The organism is Pandoraea sp. (genome assembly GCF_041919235.1).
Taxonomy (GTDB): domain Bacteria; phylum Pseudomonadota; class Gammaproteobacteria; order Burkholderiales; family Burkholderiaceae; genus Pandoraea.
This window is the reverse complement of the sequence record NZ_JAYRUC010000009.1, coordinates 1-16,192: the sequence shown is the minus strand read 5'-3', so window position 1 is coordinate 16,192 and position 16,192 is coordinate 1. Positions and strand designations below refer to the sequence as shown.

Genomic DNA, 16,192 nt, shown 5'->3' with positions numbered 1-16,192 from the left:
GCGACCTGTTTGATGAGGTCGCGACGATCAAGTCCTAAACGGCCTTTCTCTTGGAATGCCTAGGACGATTGCAAGCGCTCCGGCGGCGATGACAACTGCAATGAAGTAGAGTCCCATGCTGAAAGACCCGGTATGAGCTTTTGCAAAGCCGAATATTGATGAGCCAAGCAATCCGCCCAGACTTCCGACGCCACCAATCAGCCCGATACCTGCTGCACTGATCGACCGCGGGAGCGCGCCAGACGGAATAGCCCAAAAAACGGGATAGCATCCCGCAATCAGACCGCTTGCGAGAGTGAGCAAGACCATCGAAAGAAGAATATTGCCACTGAAAAATCCGAGGCCAACGAGGCAAATACTGCCGGCAAAGAGAGATGCACCAAGGTGCCATCTGCGCTCCTGTTTCCGGTCCGAGTGACGCGACAAGAGGATCATGTACACGAGCATCGCAACTGCCGGAGCAGCGGACAGCATGCCAATCCAGAGGGGATCTCTTAAACCGAAGCTCTTGATCACGCTCGGCATCCAGAAAGACAGCGCGGATGACGTGCATACCAGGCAGATGTAGGTAAACGAAGCGACCCACACGAGTGGTTCTCTCATTGCAGCCAAAAGGGAAGACGATCCGTTAACTTTCTCACGTTTCTTTTCCTTGGCCTGCAACTCTGTCAAGACCGCGAGCCGCTGATCGGGCTGTAGCCACTGTGCGGATTCCGGACTCTCCGCGAGCGCAAAGAAGGCATAGGCACCAAGGAGAATCGTCGGCACCGCCTCAAGGATAAACATCCATTGCCATCCCCTGAGCGTCGTCGAATCCTGAAAAGCGTGCATGATCAATCCGGATATCGGGCTGCCGATAATGCCCGCTACAGGCATCCCGATATAGAAGAGGCTCTGTATTTGTGCGCGGCGGTCGGTTGGAAACCAGCGCGTCAGGTAATAGATCGCCCCCGGTAGAAATCCGGCTTCGGCTGCGCCGAGGATTACCCGCACCACATAGAACTGGAAAGGTGTTGTGACGAATGCCTGTGCGGCGGAGGCGCAGCCCCAAAGCAGCATGATTCGCGTGAACGTCTTGCGCGCGCCGATCTTCTCCAGCAGCAGGTTACTTGGAAGCTCAAATAAGGCGTATCCAATGAAAAATAGAGAAGCCCCAAGTCCGTATATGGCCGGCCCGAATCCTAAGTCCTTCTGGAAATCCAAGGCCGCGAAGCCGGCATTCATCCTGTCGATGTTGCAGACGACGTAGGCGAGAAATAGAAAAGGGACGACCCGTCGGGCAATCAGCCGATACGCACTTTCTCTTGTACCGGTGCCCTGGATGTCCGCAAGCGTTATCGATACTTCTGGGTTGGTTCTCATCGTCACCGCGTCTCCGATTGTTATATGGCTTCCGGCCGATGGGCCACGAATCCCGCATGTCCGCATGGCGGACATTGATCTCATTAAATATTGAGGGGAATTCAGTCCAGTGTCAACCAGGGAGCTGCCCGAGTTATGTCTGCGATGTTCCAGCGGAAAGGGCATTTCCCAGGGAAAATTCAGACAGAACTGTCGACCAGTCTGGATGGCAGGCTTAGGTCACTGCAGCCGTGCTCAATAACGCAATTTTGGCAGTCCGGTTCCGCGACGTCCCCGATCGTTGTTGGTCAGGTCTACGCAACGTCGCATTCGTTTTCGATGGCTCTCTGACGTTGGCCATCGGTCCGCTGTGCGGCGCAATCCTGGTGGGTTTTGTCACGCAAAGCCGGGCGCCAAATGTGGTGCCCCTGAGCGCAGTGAAAGCGCGGCAGTGCTAGGGCGGGGACATTAATTGTCCGGCGCCTGAGCATGCGATATTTCGACCATTGGCGATTTCAATGGAGGAAGTAAGCGGGGGGCAGATATCTCATCCCCCGCATTAAGCCGCAACAGGATGTTCGGCCGAACACGACGCGGCGTCCAAAGAAGGCATGAGCGCTGCAATGGACGTGCGTAGCGAGTTTCAGCCCGGCGAGAGCTGGAAAGGTTGAGTCGCGCGGCAAGTAAAAAAATCGGCGCATATACGGGGGCTCGCCTTGCGGCGAGCCCCCGTATGCTTCGACATGACTATTTCACGTACTTGACTGTCACCGTGCTAGAGATCTTGTTTTTTCCAATTTCGTAGTCGGGGTTGTAGGTTGCGAGATTGTGTGCGGCTATACCGATGGCTGCCCCTACGCCCAGAACCGCGGCCGGGCTGAAGATGGAAATTAAAGAGGCAGATCGGTATTCCGTGAACACCCGGCATTTCATGCCCGATTTCTCGATGCGCCCTTCGATTCTTTCGACGACTCGCCCGATATCGGCCACACCTACCACCTGAAACGACGAATGACAGATGATCAGGTGGTCGAGTTCGGCGGTGGTGAGCTCGTCAGAGGCGTACTTCTTCATGTCGACGGACATGTCCAGATTCCTTATGCAGTTAGTGTGATTGATTTTGGTGGGCTAGCCGGGGATACGGGCTGGGCATTTTTGACGCGTAGCCCGTATGCCCGAGTTCGCCGCTTGACGCGAACTAGCTGGGTAGCTTCCCCTGCTCGCACCAGCTTTTCCATTCGCCGAGTTGGTCAACGGTTATGATCGCGTCGTCGCCGTTTTCTTTGCGGAAGGCTGAGGTCCATCTATCAACGCAGCTCGGTTTGCTGCCAGTCGATTGTGCAGCGGCATTCGCAGCGATGTTTTGATTTGCGGCCTCGCCGTTGCGGCACTCTGCGTGCCACATTTCGCGCTGGTCAGGCGTCCACAAATTCGTGGACGTTCGTTCATAAGCACTAAGCTTATGCGCCAAGCAGTCGTTGACCTGTTCACTGTCGGGCACTGTTTGCCCATCGCGGTACTCGTGTTCGAAGATGAGCTTGCCTGAGTTGTCCCAGCGCTGTGCGATGCCCTGCAGCTTGCCGTCGACAAAGTCGGCGCGACTGATTAAACGTCCTGACTCAGGGTCGAAACCCTCTTGAAGACCCAACTGTTTGCCACCGCTGAATGTTGCTTTCATGGTTACTTGGCCGCTTTCAGCCGCATATCGAGTGAAGGGGCCGTCCAATTGGCCGTTGACATAGGTGGCTTGGAGGATTCGGTTACCAGTGTTTTCATCGAAGCCTTCTTCAGCACCGATCGGCAGGCCTTTGTCCCAGTGAATGACATGCACTCGCTTCTTAGTTGACGGGCTGAAGATCTCTTGCGTGCCGTCAGGTTGCCCGTCCACGAACGCTACCTCGGAGATGACCTGGTTGTTCCCGCCAGGCACGTAAGACGTGAGTTTGCCGTCGAGTTTCCCGCTTGAGAATTTCATCGCAAGCAAAACGTTCTGGGTGTTCGCGGTGCTGCACGTTGTTGAGCCGTCAAGTAGCCCGTTCCGAATCTCTGCATCGCAGAAGACACCGACCGTTTCACGCGCCCCGCTATAGAAGTAAGCCAGACTCGAAGCCCGCGCTGGACCGACGTCCAACTGAGGCAAGCTTTTTCGGACGACGTTCGAGAATTTCGCGAAGCTGCCGAGGTTGTCGAGGATGACCCCGTTGGGGACGTTTGTCAGTTTTCCCGAGAAGGGTTCATTGGCTCCTTCGGCGTACACCTTACCGTTCACAATTTGAGCGTTTCTGAAGTCGAGAGACTTGTTGCCGCAAGCGCTGAGATTTAACACGAGTGCGGCTGTTGCGACACAAGTGATCCCCGTGATGATCTTGGTTTTCATATCCGAGTTTTGGGTTGTGAGAGCTGGCTGATGTTTGTGCTTCTTGTTGCGGAGACTGCTGTTGCGGTGTGGGCTGTTCGTTTGAGACAGAACTGCCCGTGCTTTCCAATTCAATCGATTCCAGGCACGTTGCAAGTTGTGCAGGGGACACGAGGCCTTGTGCATGCAGTGCCATCACGCGCTTACGCCGGCGCTCAACTGGGTAGGTTGAGTCGCCTACGAACTGCCACACGACATCCAGCATTTCCCGGTATGCCCGGCGGCGCTGTATCAGATATATCGGGATGATCATCGGGCCCAAAAGCAGACTGGCGATTACCCAGCCGAGAGTGGGAAGGCCGACTCGACTGAGGCGCAGGCGGCGTAAATCGAGCGCAATCGTCAATGCGATTGCGCTGGCGACCAATGCCCACCGAAACAGTCCCATGTCGCGCCCTTTATGGAGTTTCCCTAAATATAGCGTATATGCATACGGAATATGCGATATGCATATATAAAATCGACCGCATGGCCCATCCAATTCACGACTCGAGGTATCAGCGGATCGCCGGACTGTTGGCGGAGCTCCGCAGATCGCGCGGACTGCTGCAGCAGGACGTAGCGGACCGACTTGGCCGACCGCAGGCGTTTGTGTCGAAGGTCGAGAGCGGTGGCCGTCGCGTTGACCTGATCGAATTGCTCGACTTTTTGCGAGTCCTGGATGCAGATCCGCATGAGTTCATCGACCGTGTGATTGACGTCCCCATGACGGAACTGCCTCGTTGAGGTTGCCGCTCAATAGTCCTCCGGTAACAGCAACGTCGTCGCCGACCTGTCTGCTTCAGTAATTACCCATACCCTTTCGCAGGTCGGCAGCGCGTAGCTAGATAGGATGCGAAGCCCGTATGCCATGGCGTCATAGTTCTCGCGACGGTCGGACTCGTTGACTTCTCCCCAGTCACCTCGGGCGTGTCGTCTGATCAGATCCCAATGCGAGACCTTGGCTGTTTCGAGTGCCGTCAGCGCCGCCGGCGTCGCAAAGACTTTGCCAAGTCGAAACTGCGCGACGATTGGAGCGAACGTGGATGTGGTCATGTCTTCTCCCTGATTTCGTAATGAATGGACGCGTGCATGCCTCCAACGCGGGTCGGATTGATTTGCAACGCAGTACTGGTTGATACGCGGCTGGGCTTATGCCGCGCTTGTGGGGGTTGACGACGCGATTCGACGTCGCAGGTTTGTGGCTCTCGCTTGGGAGCAGCGAAGGTGTCGGCGTATATCGGCTACCGTCGGCCTAACTTGTCCAGCAGCAATTGCCTCCAGCACCTGGGCCGTATCGTCTGGTTTAGTGGTTGTCTGAGTCGCGACGATGGCAGGCGCGGGTTCAGGGTGTGACTCGTGACCGAGTAACGCGGAGTCGTGCGACTCCGAGGTGAATCCGTCTAGGGCAATTGCGTGGCTGACCAATGAATCAATGGGCTTGCCCGAAAGGCCAGTATCCCGAGAGGCAAGAGCCACTACCCACGAAATACACGCAATCCACTCCAGTACTGCGCTGACTGCCAAACTGATCGCCAAATCCACGACCGTTACGGAGCCTCCTAGCCATGGTGCAAGACGACTGGTCACCGGATCCTCTGTTGCTGCGCGGCGCTGACGATCGTTTTGCTGGGAGATCTCCTGTTGGGCGCGGGCTTCATCGGAGGCCGCGTCGATGGCGGCCAGTCTTGCCTTCAAGACTCTGCGACTAGCGAGTAGCGTCGCACAGTCACGACCGCATCGTCTTGCCTCGTTTCTGGCAAGTGCATCAACGATGTCGGCGCGCCTGGTCAATATCTTCGACAAGCTTTCAGTCTGGGCGACTGGCACCACGCTGATGGACGCACCGCGCTCCATGCCTGCGTGGCGCTGAGCCAACAGGAAGAACGTGGCGTGACCGTAGCAGGTCGCCAACATGCATCCGCCCCAAAGAAGCCGTGACGCGACTCGGGTCGAGCGCGGCATTGAGCGATTGATTGCTGGTAGCCAGTGAGTTCCAAGCACGAGGATGATTCCGAGGGCGATCCAGATCAATCGCTCGAACATCAAGCCCCCGCGCTGCCATCCCGCTGCAATGCTGAGACTCAGAGCGACAAGCGTGGCGGCGCTCGCGAGGATTCTGGCTACTTGCCTCCTCGGGGGCAGATGGGTGATTTTCATATTGTCACGCCACCAGTTTCATGGCTTCGTCCCAGGCCCGTTGCTTGATCGCCGCTCCAGCGCCGAACCAGGCAGCGTCCAGGCGATGGTCGTTCGTGCGAGCGCGACGGTGGTGATCTACGAACTCCGTGATGCTATTGACCATCCCCCAGGCCGTGCCTGATGCAGATGCCAGATCTGCCCCTCGGCCTCTTCCGTTGAACAGTTCCAGCACGTTGCGAATGGCTCGGTCGTTTTGAGACACGCCGGTCGGATCGTTTGCTGTTGAAACCGCATAGGTAAGGACCCGGCTAAAGAACTTCTCCGCCGCAGCCTGATCCACCTTCCGCTCTGCGAGTGCCTTGCTCTTCGCCATGAAGATCTCCCAGGAAGAAACGGCGACGCCCAACTGTCGCTTGACCGCTTGCGCATTGAACTGGCTTCGGTGGGCGACCTTGACAGCGCCGGTGCCGTCTTCCAATGCGATCGAAAGCGTGTTGTTACACACGACTCGAACCGAAGTGAATTGGGCCGTCGTTGCGAGGGTTCCGTCACACGCGGTCGCGAGCAGCAGGTAGCCGTTCACTTCGTCACGACCCTTGAGGGTGGCGCTTTGCCCAGTGCGCGCAAGTGCCCAGAACTTGCGGCCCTCCTTGAGGACACCGGCCGTTTCAAGTTCGAAGCCACCCACCTCAGTGAGATCTCGGTAGAACTCGAGGATCTCACCGGGCTGAACGACCTGATAGCGCTTCGATACGACGGAAAGAGGTGCTTTCGTGTCAGAGCGGTAGAGAACCTTCTGGTCCGGGTAGGTAAGAATGGAGCCGGATTCGGTGGAACCATCAATGAAGCGAACGTCCGCAGCATCGATTTGCCAGTTCATCCCGGCTTGTTCCGCCCAGACTTCGATGGGTTGATTGGGGGAGAGTTGGTTGCCCAAGCCGTGCCACGGCGTAGCGTTGATGTAGGCCATCGATTGAACGAGATGCATGAAATTGCCCCTGAAAATGCATAAAGCCCGGCGCCATGGCCGGGCTTTATGCTGGTTGGTGAGGTAGCTGCAGGATTAGGAGAGGGGGTATTGCGGGTGAAATGTGTGTCCGCAATCGAGACACTTCAGGTTATCGAGCACGTTTTGGTCAATGACTTCGCCCAAGGCCGCACCCGCTGCGCACCCGGATGTGCCGCCGATGAGGCATCCGACAATTGCGCCAGTAAGGCCGCCGAGCAATGCACCGACTGGGCCTGCGATCAGCCCGATCGATGCGCCAGTCTCGGCGCCGGCGAGTGTCATTGCTGCGCCACCCACTGCACCAGCAATTGCGCCGGCAGTTCCGCCAATCTTTGTGGCTCGATCAAGTGACTCGCATTGTCCAGACTGACATCGCGGGCATTGGATCTTCATAATTTTGGCTCCAAATTGAACGTCAAGGTCGGGGGAGGGGCGTTTCCGGCAACGGCTTCCCGCATTCAATTTGGTGATATGTGATCCAAAAAATCTTGAATACAGTGCTCCGCGACTCCATGGAGCGTGGGCAAAACACCTACGTAGGCGCTAGGGGCGGCGACCACTATTGTGTTGGCCGTGAATTCAGCGTTATGGGAGATCGGCTAACGTGGACCGGCCAGCCTTTCGTAGACATCTTCGATACATAATTTATGGCATCGGTTGTCAAAATCCTCACATTGGTCTTGTGTGCGATGCGACTACCGGAAGGGACGCCACACAGAGGAAAAGGAGATGCCGCATGCCATTTCTGGTTCTCGAAGCCACGCGGTCGAGCGGCAGCCACTATCGGCCATCGCTTGGATTGGTCACCCTGCCGAGCAATCGGGCGCCTCATGAGTGTCGCAACCGGATCGTCCTGCTCCTCGGGCTTGCCTTCTTGGCAATCGTGCAAGCCAGCTTCCCCATGGACCGCGATGGGGTCAGTTCAATGGCTCTAGACGGCCAAATTCGGACACTCGACCCCGGAGCGAAGATCGTTGACAATCGTGGCTGCTCATTCGCTCTAGCCGTATATCGATGAGAGTATCTCGGGATTTCGGAATCGTTGTCCGATGCGCTGCCGTACAGTCTTCCCGGGGGGAGGAGCGCGAGACACCGACCGACTTCGAACCTGGACGCGCGGCCTCTTCGGCGCCGGCTGAGCCCCCAACGTTAGGATTTGCGAGATGACGATCAGCGTAAAAGACGAACTGATGACGACGCTGGAAGCGTCCGGCATGCGGTCTAGAACCAACACCGAAATCGCCTTGAAGCAGCGCAACATCGCCATGATCTTGGCCTTCTATGGCTTCGGGAAACTGGTGTGGCCGACATTGGAGGACCTAGCGGTCGAGTTCGAGTTGACCACACGAGAGCGCGTGCGCCAGATCATTGAGCGGAAGTTCCGGCAGCGCATCGACGTCAGCCAACTGCCCGCGGCCCAGCGCTGCGCGGAGATTCTCCAAGGTCGGAAAAGCTGGGCCTCAGCAGATTACATCGCCGCCCTGTCGGCGGCCGGCATTGATGTCCCGCAGCGCAGTATTAAGGGCCTGCTCAACCTCATGGGGGACTTGGGGCTGGACGTCAACTACCGCGCTTACACGCCGGACCTCCGGGAAATGAGTCGCAGCCTGGTCGAGGATGGGCTCGACATGGTGCTCATCCGGGACGGTGACGCGAAAGCGCAGCAGGCGGCTTTCAAGCTCGCCGCCGATCGGCCAGGGCTGGTGGGGATTGCGAACCTGCGAGAGCTTGCAGAAGAGCACCAATGGTCGGCCGACCTCTACGCGATCGTCTGCAAGGCCGTGGCGTACGCGCCCAAAGTCTGGTCCGCGCAAAGCGGCGACGACTTCTGGTACGCCTTCGAGGAGCGCCAGACAACGCTTCGCACCTATCACGAGAAAGTATTCTCGGTGATCGAATGGGCCGACCCCGCGCACCTCGCGGAACTCTACGAGAATGCGTTGCACGCCAGAACGGTGAACATCTCCCGCCCACCCGTTTCGATCATCGAGCACTATCTGCGCACGTCCTTGCTGTTCGAGCGACGGGGCGAGCTGATTCGATACGATGGCCCGCTGGGCGAGCTCACTGACATCGAAGTCGCCACGCAGGCATTCTTGCAGGAACACGACCAATCGACCTATCCGGCGTTGTACGCCAATCTCGCCGCCAAGGGTTACTCGCGCCCGTACATTCAGAAGGCAGTCATGTTCTCTTGCCTGGTGCACGTGGACACGACGCAAGGCCGTCAGAAGTACGTCTATCGCCGAGTCCAGGGCGCCGCGAACCCCGGCGCCGAGGCGGCATCCAGTACGTATGAGTTATATCGAGAAAGGCTTCGCCGTCTCTACGAGGACGCGACGGACGGGGGCTTGGAGACACAACGCCGTCTGGAGCAAGGTGTCTTGCAGGACTGGCTCTTTGCCTCGAAGCACGAAGAGCGTTGCGCCATCTGCGGCGATCTCTTTCACGTCAGCGCCCTGGTCACGGCCCACAAGAAGAAACGTTCGCTGTGCACCACGGCGGAGCGCCTGGATCCCCATATCGTGATGCCGGCCTGCACGCTGGGTTGTGATTTCCTTTACGAGCGCGAGTACATCCACATTGTCGATGGGGTCGTGCAGGTCAATGCGACGAAGTCGGCGGGTACGATGGAATACCGTCGCGCCGCCGCCCTGGCCGGGCGCAAACTGATCGATACTTGGCGCGACGGCAAAGACGATTATTTTCGGAAACCTGGGTGACAACGCCGCGGCTCGGCAGCGTACAACGGGCGTCTCAAGGCTCTGCAAGATTTGACTGCTGACACTTCGCCATTAGGTCGCAGGTCTGGCGAAGACGCGGGCGATGTATCAGTCTCATTGCATTATCATTGCATTAGTTCTTGCTTGTATTGCGTAGCGCTACGAAATACACTTGATTAATGAACGCCTCTGACGCCACTTCTTTTCCGCCGCACCCTGGCGCGTACGTGCGGGAGTTCGTCCTCAAACCGAAAAGGCTCGGCGTTACCAAAGCCGCCGAACTGGTTGGCGTGGGGCGCCCTGCGTTCTCCAACTTTCTCAACGGCAAAGCCGCTGCTACGCCGGAAATGGCTGCCCGGCTGGAGGTTGCATTCGAACTTGAAGCAGGGAAGTTGCTCGCTCTTCAGGCCGCATACGATGCCGCACAGGCCAAGCCCAGCAAGGCGGCGTTTTCTGCGCGGCGATACGTGGTGCCGCTCCTGGAGTTCAAGGCCAACGATCTTGAGCATTGGGTCACTAACAACGTGCGAGCGCGAGCGCGCCTCGCAGTCTTGCTTCGCACCCTCGTCAACTCGACCGCCTTGCCTTCAAAGTGCGACTTTCCGGGCAACGACGATGCAGAACGGCCTGGCTGGGACGGCTGGTCCGAGTGCGAGCAGGGTAATCCGTGGGTGCCCGGCGGGGACACGGGTTGGGAGTTCGGCACCAACAAGGACCCCAAAGAAAAGGCTGACGGCGATTACGCCAAGAGCGTCAAGGCCATGGCGACGCCGACCGAGCGGCTGAAAACCACCTTCGTCTTTGTGACTCCCCGGCGCTGGCGAGGAAAGGCGGACTGGGTGAAGAAGAAGGTGGCCGAGAAGACGTGGCGTGACGTCCGCGCCTACGACGCAAGCGACCTGGAGCAATGGGTGGCGCAGTCGGTGTCGGCGCAGGCCTGGCTCGCAGGAGAGTTCGGCGTGCCCACACAGGAGGTCGCCTCCCTTGATGACGCTTGGCATGTCTGGGGCTCCGCAGCCAAGAGCAACATGCCTGCCGCCCTGTTCGACACTGCCGTCGCCGCGGCAAAGCCCAAGTTCTTGGAGTGGCTTGCAGCTCCGGCCGAAAAGCCCTTCGTGATCGCCAGCGACTCCAAGGAAGAGGCGCTGGCCTTCTTGTCTACGTTATTGCCCGGTGAAGACGCGCAGCTGGCTGCCACGCGCGACCGAGTCGTAGTCTTCAACGCGCCAGGGGCGCTGACCAAGCTGGCCAAAGGCGCCACAGAGTTCGTCGCAGTCGCATTCACCGACGAAGTGCAGCAGGAGCTCGCAGCCGCGGGACAACTGCACGCCGTGGTCGTGCTTCCTAGGAACGCCGAGGGCCTGGACGCAGATGTCGTCCTGGAACCGCTAACGTACGAAGCTTTTCATGCTGCCCTCGAAGCCGCCGAGTACAGGCAGGACGAGATTTCTAGGCTGGCAAAGGAGTCCGGGCGGTCACTTACGGTCCTTCGGCGACGGCTCTCCAACTTGCCTGCAGTTCAGAGCCCGCCGTGGGCCAACGACGCTGCCGCAGCTCGGGTTCTCATCCCCCTCTACTTAGCCGGTAGCTGGAATTCTAAGAATGAGCGCGATACGTCCGCCGTCACTCGGATGGCCGGGCTAAGCGACCCTGACCTCCTGGAGATGAAAGCGCAGGAACTGGGGGAGCTGCCCCAGGCGCCTGTGTGGAGCGTGAGCACGTATCGCGGCGTGTACTCCAAGCTGGATGTCATGTTCGCAACGCGCGCCTTCGTGACCTCCGCCATGCTCGAGCGGTTCTTCGAACAGGCCACGGTTGTTCTGGAGGAAGACGACCCGAAGCTGGATCTGCCAGAGGATAAGCGCTGGGCAGCTGCTATCTACAACAAGTCCCGCGAGTACTCGACCAGCTTGCGCGATGGCGTGGCTGAAAGCCTCGTCTTGCTTGCGGTCCACGGTGACGCCCTCTTCGGCGACCGCATTGGCTTCAATTGCAATTACGCGGTGGAGCAGTTGGTCGAAAAGCTTATGCTGCCACTGACCCCGCGGCGCTTGGAAGCGGCTGGTGGTGACCTGCTCGCCTTCGCCGAGGCGGCGCCAGAGATGTTCCTGCGCATCCTGGAGCGTGACTTGAGCTCCTCCGAGCCCGCTGCCGAGGGTCTCCTGAGACCGGCTGACACGATGTTCGGTGGCTGCCCGCGGACGTATTTGCTCTGGGCACTCGAAGGTCTTGCCTGGAACCCGAAGACGCTCGGCCGCGCCGCGCTCCTTCTGGCGAAGCTCGCCAGGTACGAAATCCGCGACAACTGGTCGAACAGGCCCATGGGCTCGCTGACCGCGACTTTCAAGGCGTGGATGCCACAGACGGCGGCGAGCCTGGAAGAGCGGCAGCGTGCAGTGCGCTTCATCGCGGAGAAAGTGCCTGATGTTGGTTGGCGCCTGTCAATGGCGCTGTTGGACCCCCGTGACCAGTTTGGCAATCACAGTCACAAGCCGCGCTGGCGCAACGACGGGTATGGCCATGGCGACCCCGTGCCAACAATGGGGCCGATTTGGGACTTCCGCAGTGGCGTTACGGAAATGGTCCTGGCCTGGCGCGAGCCGTACCGCGCACAGATGATTTGCGACCTCATCGACATCCTGGCGGCGCTAAACCAGGGGCAAGCAGACCGCGTCTGGGGGGTAGTCCTGGAATGGGCCAGGCACGCTGGCGACCGGGACAAGGCGGAGGTGCGTGAGAAAGTCCGCGTCAGTGTCCTCTCCAAGCGCGCGGCCAAGCGCGCGAAAAGCGAGGATTGGCCGCGAATGACCGAGAAAGGACGAGCGGCGTTCAAGCTTCTGGAGCCCGAAGACGTTGTGCACAAGCACGCGTGGCTGTTCAAGCAGGGATGGGTCCCGGGTTCGGCCGACGAGATTTTCGGCGAGCCGGACTTCGAGGGAAGGGAAAAGCACATCCAGGCGCTGCGAACGGCAGCCGTCCAAGAGGTCGTGAAGGCACGCGGCATTGAAGGTCTGCGTACTTTGGCGGAGCAAGGCGCCGCAGCGGAGCACATCGGGCACCTCTGCTCGGTGGGTGTCCTGAAAGGCGCGCAACTACTGCAGTTTGCGTGCGAGTGCGTGATCAATGTGCCGCTCGATACCACGGCCAAGTCGCTGATGGCCGGCTTGATGCGAGGCTTGACTGAGGAGCGTCGATCCGAATTTCTTCGTGACCTGCGCGGCGAGCTCGGTGATGCGCAATACCTCGAGTTCTTGCTGCGTGCGCCGTTCAATCGGCAAATCTGGGCACGAGTCGACCAACTTGCGCCACAGCTGCAAAACGTCTACTGGAAAACCGTGTCGCCCTGGCACGCGACGGACGAAGACGTGCTTGAAGCGGTTCGGCGCCTGACCGCAGTTGGTCGTCCGCGTGCTGCCTTCAACGTGGCGCAGTACCAGCTTAAGGCGCTCGGACCCCAGGTGGTCTACGACTTGTTAATTCAGATTGCCCAAGTCAAAGGCGACGAGGACTGTGCCTACAAGCTGGACCAGCAGTGGCTGCAGAAAGCGTTCGTGCTCTTGGACTCTGCACCGCAGCTTTCGCTCGAGCAGAAGGCTGTCCTGGAGTTCATCTACATTGACGGCTTGTACACGCGCGTGTCCCGCACGGACAGGCACCTCATTCCGAATCTTGAGAAGTACGTCGAGCAGAATCCGCACTTTTACGTGCAGGCACTCGTGTGGGCGTTCAGGAGAAGGGACGACCAGGAAGATCCGGCCGGTATGACGGCCCCTGAAGGCAGCAAGTCTATCTACGCCGAACGAGCGTATAAGCTGCTGGAAGCGGTTGTTCGCCTGCCAGCCTATGCTGGGGGTGACAAACCGACGCTTGAGAACTTGAAAGCCTGGATTGGCCTAGTGCGCGCGCGAGCTCGTGAGCTTGGTCGCATCGAGGTTGCTGACATTTGCGTCGGGCGGCTCTTGGCTGCCGAGCCCGCTGGCCCGGACAACGTCTGGCCGGGGCAGCTCGCACGCGGGGCGCTTGAGTTCATCGGGACGGATGAAGGTGCCCGCGGTGCGGTGGTTGCGCGAATCAATGCGCGTGGCGTCATCGCGCGCGCCCGTGGCGGCATGCAAGAGCGGGAATTGGCAGCGCAGTTTCGCGAGTGGTCGAATGCGCTTCAGTATTCCCACCCGTTCGTGGCCACCCACGTACTCGACGCACTTGTGCGAAGCTACGAGAATGAGGCCAAGCGCGAGGATGAGAGCGAGCTCTTGCGAGAGCGGTTGGAGTAACCCTAGCTCTAAGACAAAGGGGGCGGAGGCTGTGCAGCATCAGGTGGGAAGCTACCGGTAGCCCAAGAGCAGTCATGGCCGGCGAAGGGACCGCAGTGCCTCTGGTGCCAGCCACTTAGACTGGCATGGCTTGGTCGCGATGAGTGACCGCAGGGCGGCGGGATTTAGCCTAGAGTACCGGCCTCAGGCGCGAAGGGTTGAATCTATACTGCAGAGCGGGCGTTGACTAGCGCGGGTGTGAGCGGCGGCCGCGGGGCGGCGACTGCCGATCGCGTGGGGATGGATGCCGGCCAGAAGGCGACGTTCCCGATAAAGTTTTGAAGCGGTCGTTCGTGCGGCCGTTGCTCAACGCGGGTCCAGATCCGATGTTTCTTAACGGATTCATCGCAGATGCGGGGGCTTGCCTCCATGCAATAGCGGTCGCGTGACGAAACTTGGGGAAGTCGTTGAACTTGCAACGACTACTGCATTCGTAATCCGCGCCCGAGCAGACCCTGCCACTGCCACCGGGGACCCCAGCCCGAGCCGTGACGAACCACCACAATCTCAAACTGGAGAAGTACATGCTCGATCCCGTGAGCGCAATTGCGTTCGAAATGCAAGCCGGCAAAGGCATGTTTGCCCTACTGCTGGGATCTGGGGTGTCGCGCACGGCAAAAATACCCACTGGGTGGGACATCACGTTGGATCTTGTTCGGCGCGTCGCAGCCCTGAAGGGCGAGGATCCAGGAACCGATCCCGCTGGCTGGTACGCCATGACCTTCGCTAAAGCACCCGACTACTCGGAGCTCCTAGACATCGTCGCCACGACGCCGACGCTGCGGCAGCAGGTCGTCCGACCGTACATCGAACCTAGCGATGAGGAGAGCGCGCGCGGTGAGAAACGTCCAACGACCGCGCACCGCGCAATCGCGAGCCTGATGGCCAAAGGCTACATACGCGTAGTACTGACCACGAACTTTGACCAGTTGCTTGAACAGGCTCTAGCGGAGCTAAGCATCAACGCGACTGTAATCGCTTCGGCAGATCACGTGGCTGGCGCGCTTCCTCTCGTACATGCCGGGCCGACCATCGTTAAGCTGCATGGTGACTATTTGGATACGCGCATCCGAAATACCCTGGGTGAACTCTCTGCGTACGAGCCAGCCCTAGACGGCCTTCTCGATCAAATACTCGATCAATTCGGCCTGATCGTGTCTGGGTGGTCTGGAGAGTGGGATGTCGCGTTGAAAGCAGCAATAGATCGAGCGCCGTCCCGGCGCTTCCCCACATACTGGGCATCGCGCGGTGCGCCGGCCTCAGCCGCTCAGGCGCTTATCAAGCGGCGCGGCGCGCGAATCGTTCCAATCGAAGGCGCAGATGAATTCTTTGGTACATTGGAGCAGCACGTTCAAGCCATTGAATCTCTACGACGGCCGCACCCGATCTCAGCGGAAATTGCAGTCGCCATGCTGAAGGAGTATCTGCCCGAGGAACGGCATCAGATCCGGCTTCACGACTTGCTCGCCGGCGAGTTCAATCGCACGCTAACACGGCTTAACGCCCTAAACTTTGCAGTCCACGCTTGGGAGCCAAAGGAGTTCGCCAGACAAGCTGTTCAATACATTGCAGTCACGGAGCCTTTACTGCCGTTGGCCTTTACCGCAGGGATGTGGAGCAATGAGCAGCAAGCACGACCGTGGGTGGCATTCGTTGCAGAACTGGCCGAGCGCCGACGGGGCCTTGCGGGGGTTACGGTTTTAATTGATCTGTGTTCGTTCCCAGCGTCGTTGGTCTTCTATGCGTTCTGCTTTGGCGCTGTGGTGGGACGTCGTCTTCCATTGATTGGGGAACTCGTTGGCAAAGTCGCGGACTTCGGCAGAGGAAAGTTCGCGCTAGGCGACTCATTGAATATCGCGTCAATGATTACCGACGGAGGGGCTGATCGCTTTCGGCTTTTGACGGACTATGCGGACAAACGCCTGGCCGGATCAGAACTAATTGCTGACACCTTACGATCAGTGTCGAAACATGTACTGCGTGGATCGGTTGCCTTCGATGAAGCCCTCGCGCGTTTGGAAATGGCGTTGGCATTCGGATATGCAGAACGTGTAAGCCGCACCGAGAAGGACTGGTTTTGGGTGCCGCCGGGGCGATTCCTGTTCAACCGTGAGCTATGCGATTCGCTAATAGCTTCATGGCGCGCTGATTACGAGGCGCGATCTCTGGGCCTGTCGGAAATTTCGTGTTTGAGGCATAACATGTCGCCAAGGAGTGACGATGCCTCGCAAACCCAAAACCCCACCGGCAGAGCTGCCGACGATCCCCG

The 16,192-nt window shown here is 58.9% G+C and carries 10 protein-coding genes; 5 read left to right on the top strand and 5 right to left on the bottom strand.

Translation table 11 applies throughout. The features are described 5' to 3' along the window. Positions 1 to 27: 27 nt before the first annotated feature. The 3 genes from ACE3UG_RS09045 to ACE3UG_RS09035 all read right to left on the bottom strand — a co-directional run bounded on the left by ACE3UG_RS09045 (position 28) and on the right by ACE3UG_RS09035 (position 3,718). Complete coding sequence (locus ACE3UG_RS09045; RefSeq protein WP_374622546.1) at positions 28 to 1,362, bottom strand: MFS transporter; 1,335 nt, start codon at positions 1,360 to 1,362, stop codon at positions 28 to 30. 726 nt (positions 1,363 to 2,088) lie between these two features. Further along, positions 2,089 to 2,427 (bottom strand): hypothetical protein, encoded by a 339-nt coding sequence (locus tag ACE3UG_RS09040; RefSeq protein ID WP_374622544.1) that lies wholly within the window; start codon positions 2,425 to 2,427, stop codon positions 2,089 to 2,091. A 112-nt stretch (positions 2,428 to 2,539) separates the two neighbouring features. Then, positions 2,540 to 3,718 carry a toxin-antitoxin system YwqK family antitoxin gene (locus ACE3UG_RS09035; RefSeq protein ID WP_374622542.1) on the bottom strand — a complete coding sequence of 393 codons (1,179 nt, stop codon included), beginning with the start codon at positions 3,716 to 3,718 and terminating at the stop codon, positions 2,540 to 2,542. 507 nt (positions 3,719 to 4,225) lie between these two features. Between ACE3UG_RS09035 and ACE3UG_RS09030 the strand changes: the two genes are divergently transcribed. Beyond that, positions 4,226 to 4,483 carry a helix-turn-helix domain-containing protein gene (locus ACE3UG_RS09030; RefSeq protein WP_023594725.1) on the top strand — a complete coding sequence of 86 codons (258 nt, stop codon included), beginning with the start codon at positions 4,226 to 4,228 and terminating at the stop codon, positions 4,481 to 4,483. Positions 4,484 to 4,492: 9 nt separating this feature from the next. Here the strand turns inward: ACE3UG_RS09030 and ACE3UG_RS09025 are convergent, their stop codons facing one another. Together ACE3UG_RS09025 and ACE3UG_RS09020 are read right to left on the bottom strand one after the other, a co-directional pair. Continuing rightward, positions 4,493 to 4,792 carry a hypothetical protein gene (locus ACE3UG_RS09025; protein WP_374622538.1) on the bottom strand — a complete coding sequence of 100 codons (300 nt, stop codon included), beginning with the start codon at positions 4,790 to 4,792 and terminating at the stop codon, positions 4,493 to 4,495. Positions 4,793 to 5,900: 1,108 nt separating this feature from the next. Then, positions 5,901 to 6,866 (bottom strand): DUF932 domain-containing protein, encoded by a 966-nt coding sequence (locus ACE3UG_RS09020; RefSeq protein ID WP_374622535.1) that lies wholly within the window; start codon positions 6,864 to 6,866, stop codon positions 5,901 to 5,903. Positions 6,867 to 6,971: 105 nt separating this feature from the next. Here ACE3UG_RS09020 and ACE3UG_RS09015 point away from each other — a divergent pair, with 105 nt between their 5' ends. From ACE3UG_RS09015 to ACE3UG_RS09000, 4 genes are all read left to right on the top strand, one after another. Further along, a complete protein-coding gene (locus tag ACE3UG_RS09015; protein ID WP_374622532.1) occupies positions 6,972 to 7,238 on the top strand; it encodes a hypothetical protein in 267 nt (88 codons plus the stop codon). An 812-nt stretch (positions 7,239 to 8,050) separates the two neighbouring features. Next, entirely contained in the window at positions 8,051 to 9,610 is a 1,560-nt protein-coding gene (locus ACE3UG_RS09010; protein WP_374622529.1) for a hypothetical protein, read from the top strand. A gap of 179 nt (positions 9,611 to 9,789) precedes the next feature. Continuing rightward, positions 9,790 to 13,884: a HigA family addiction module antitoxin gene (locus tag ACE3UG_RS09005; RefSeq protein ID WP_374622527.1), complete on the top strand. Its 4,095-nt coding sequence runs from the start codon at positions 9,790 to 9,792 to the stop codon at positions 13,882 to 13,884. Positions 13,885 to 14,447: 563 nt separating this feature from the next. Then, positions 14,448 to 16,192: SIR2 family protein (locus ACE3UG_RS09000; protein ID WP_374622525.1), on the top strand; the 1,745-nt coding region annotated here is incomplete at its 3' end.

Coding starts and splice junctions, on each gene's coding strand:
- ACE3UG_RS09035 (WP_374622542.1), bottom strand. CDS start 3,718: ATGAAAACCAAGATCATCACGGGGATCACTTGTGTCGCAACAGCCGCA.
- ACE3UG_RS09005 (WP_374622527.1), top strand. CDS start 9,790: ATGAACGCCTCTGACGCCACTTCTTTTCCGCCGCACCCTGGCGCGTAC.
- ACE3UG_RS09020 (WP_374622535.1), bottom strand. CDS start 6,866: ATGCATCTCGTTCAATCGATGGCCTACATCAACGCTACGCCGTGGCAC.
- ACE3UG_RS09045 (WP_374622546.1), bottom strand. CDS start 1,362: ATGAGAACCAACCCAGAAGTATCGATAACGCTTGCGGACATCCAGGGC.
- ACE3UG_RS09025 (WP_374622538.1), bottom strand. CDS start 4,792: ATGACCACATCCACGTTCGCTCCAATCGTCGCGCAGTTTCGACTTGGC.
- ACE3UG_RS09010 (WP_374622529.1), top strand. CDS start 8,051: ATGACGATCAGCGTAAAAGACGAACTGATGACGACGCTGGAAGCGTCC.
- ACE3UG_RS09030 (WP_023594725.1), top strand. CDS start 4,226: ATGGCCCATCCAATTCACGACTCGAGGTATCAGCGGATCGCCGGACTG.
- ACE3UG_RS09040 (WP_374622544.1), bottom strand. CDS start 2,427: ATGTCCGTCGACATGAAGAAGTACGCCTCTGACGAGCTCACCACCGCC.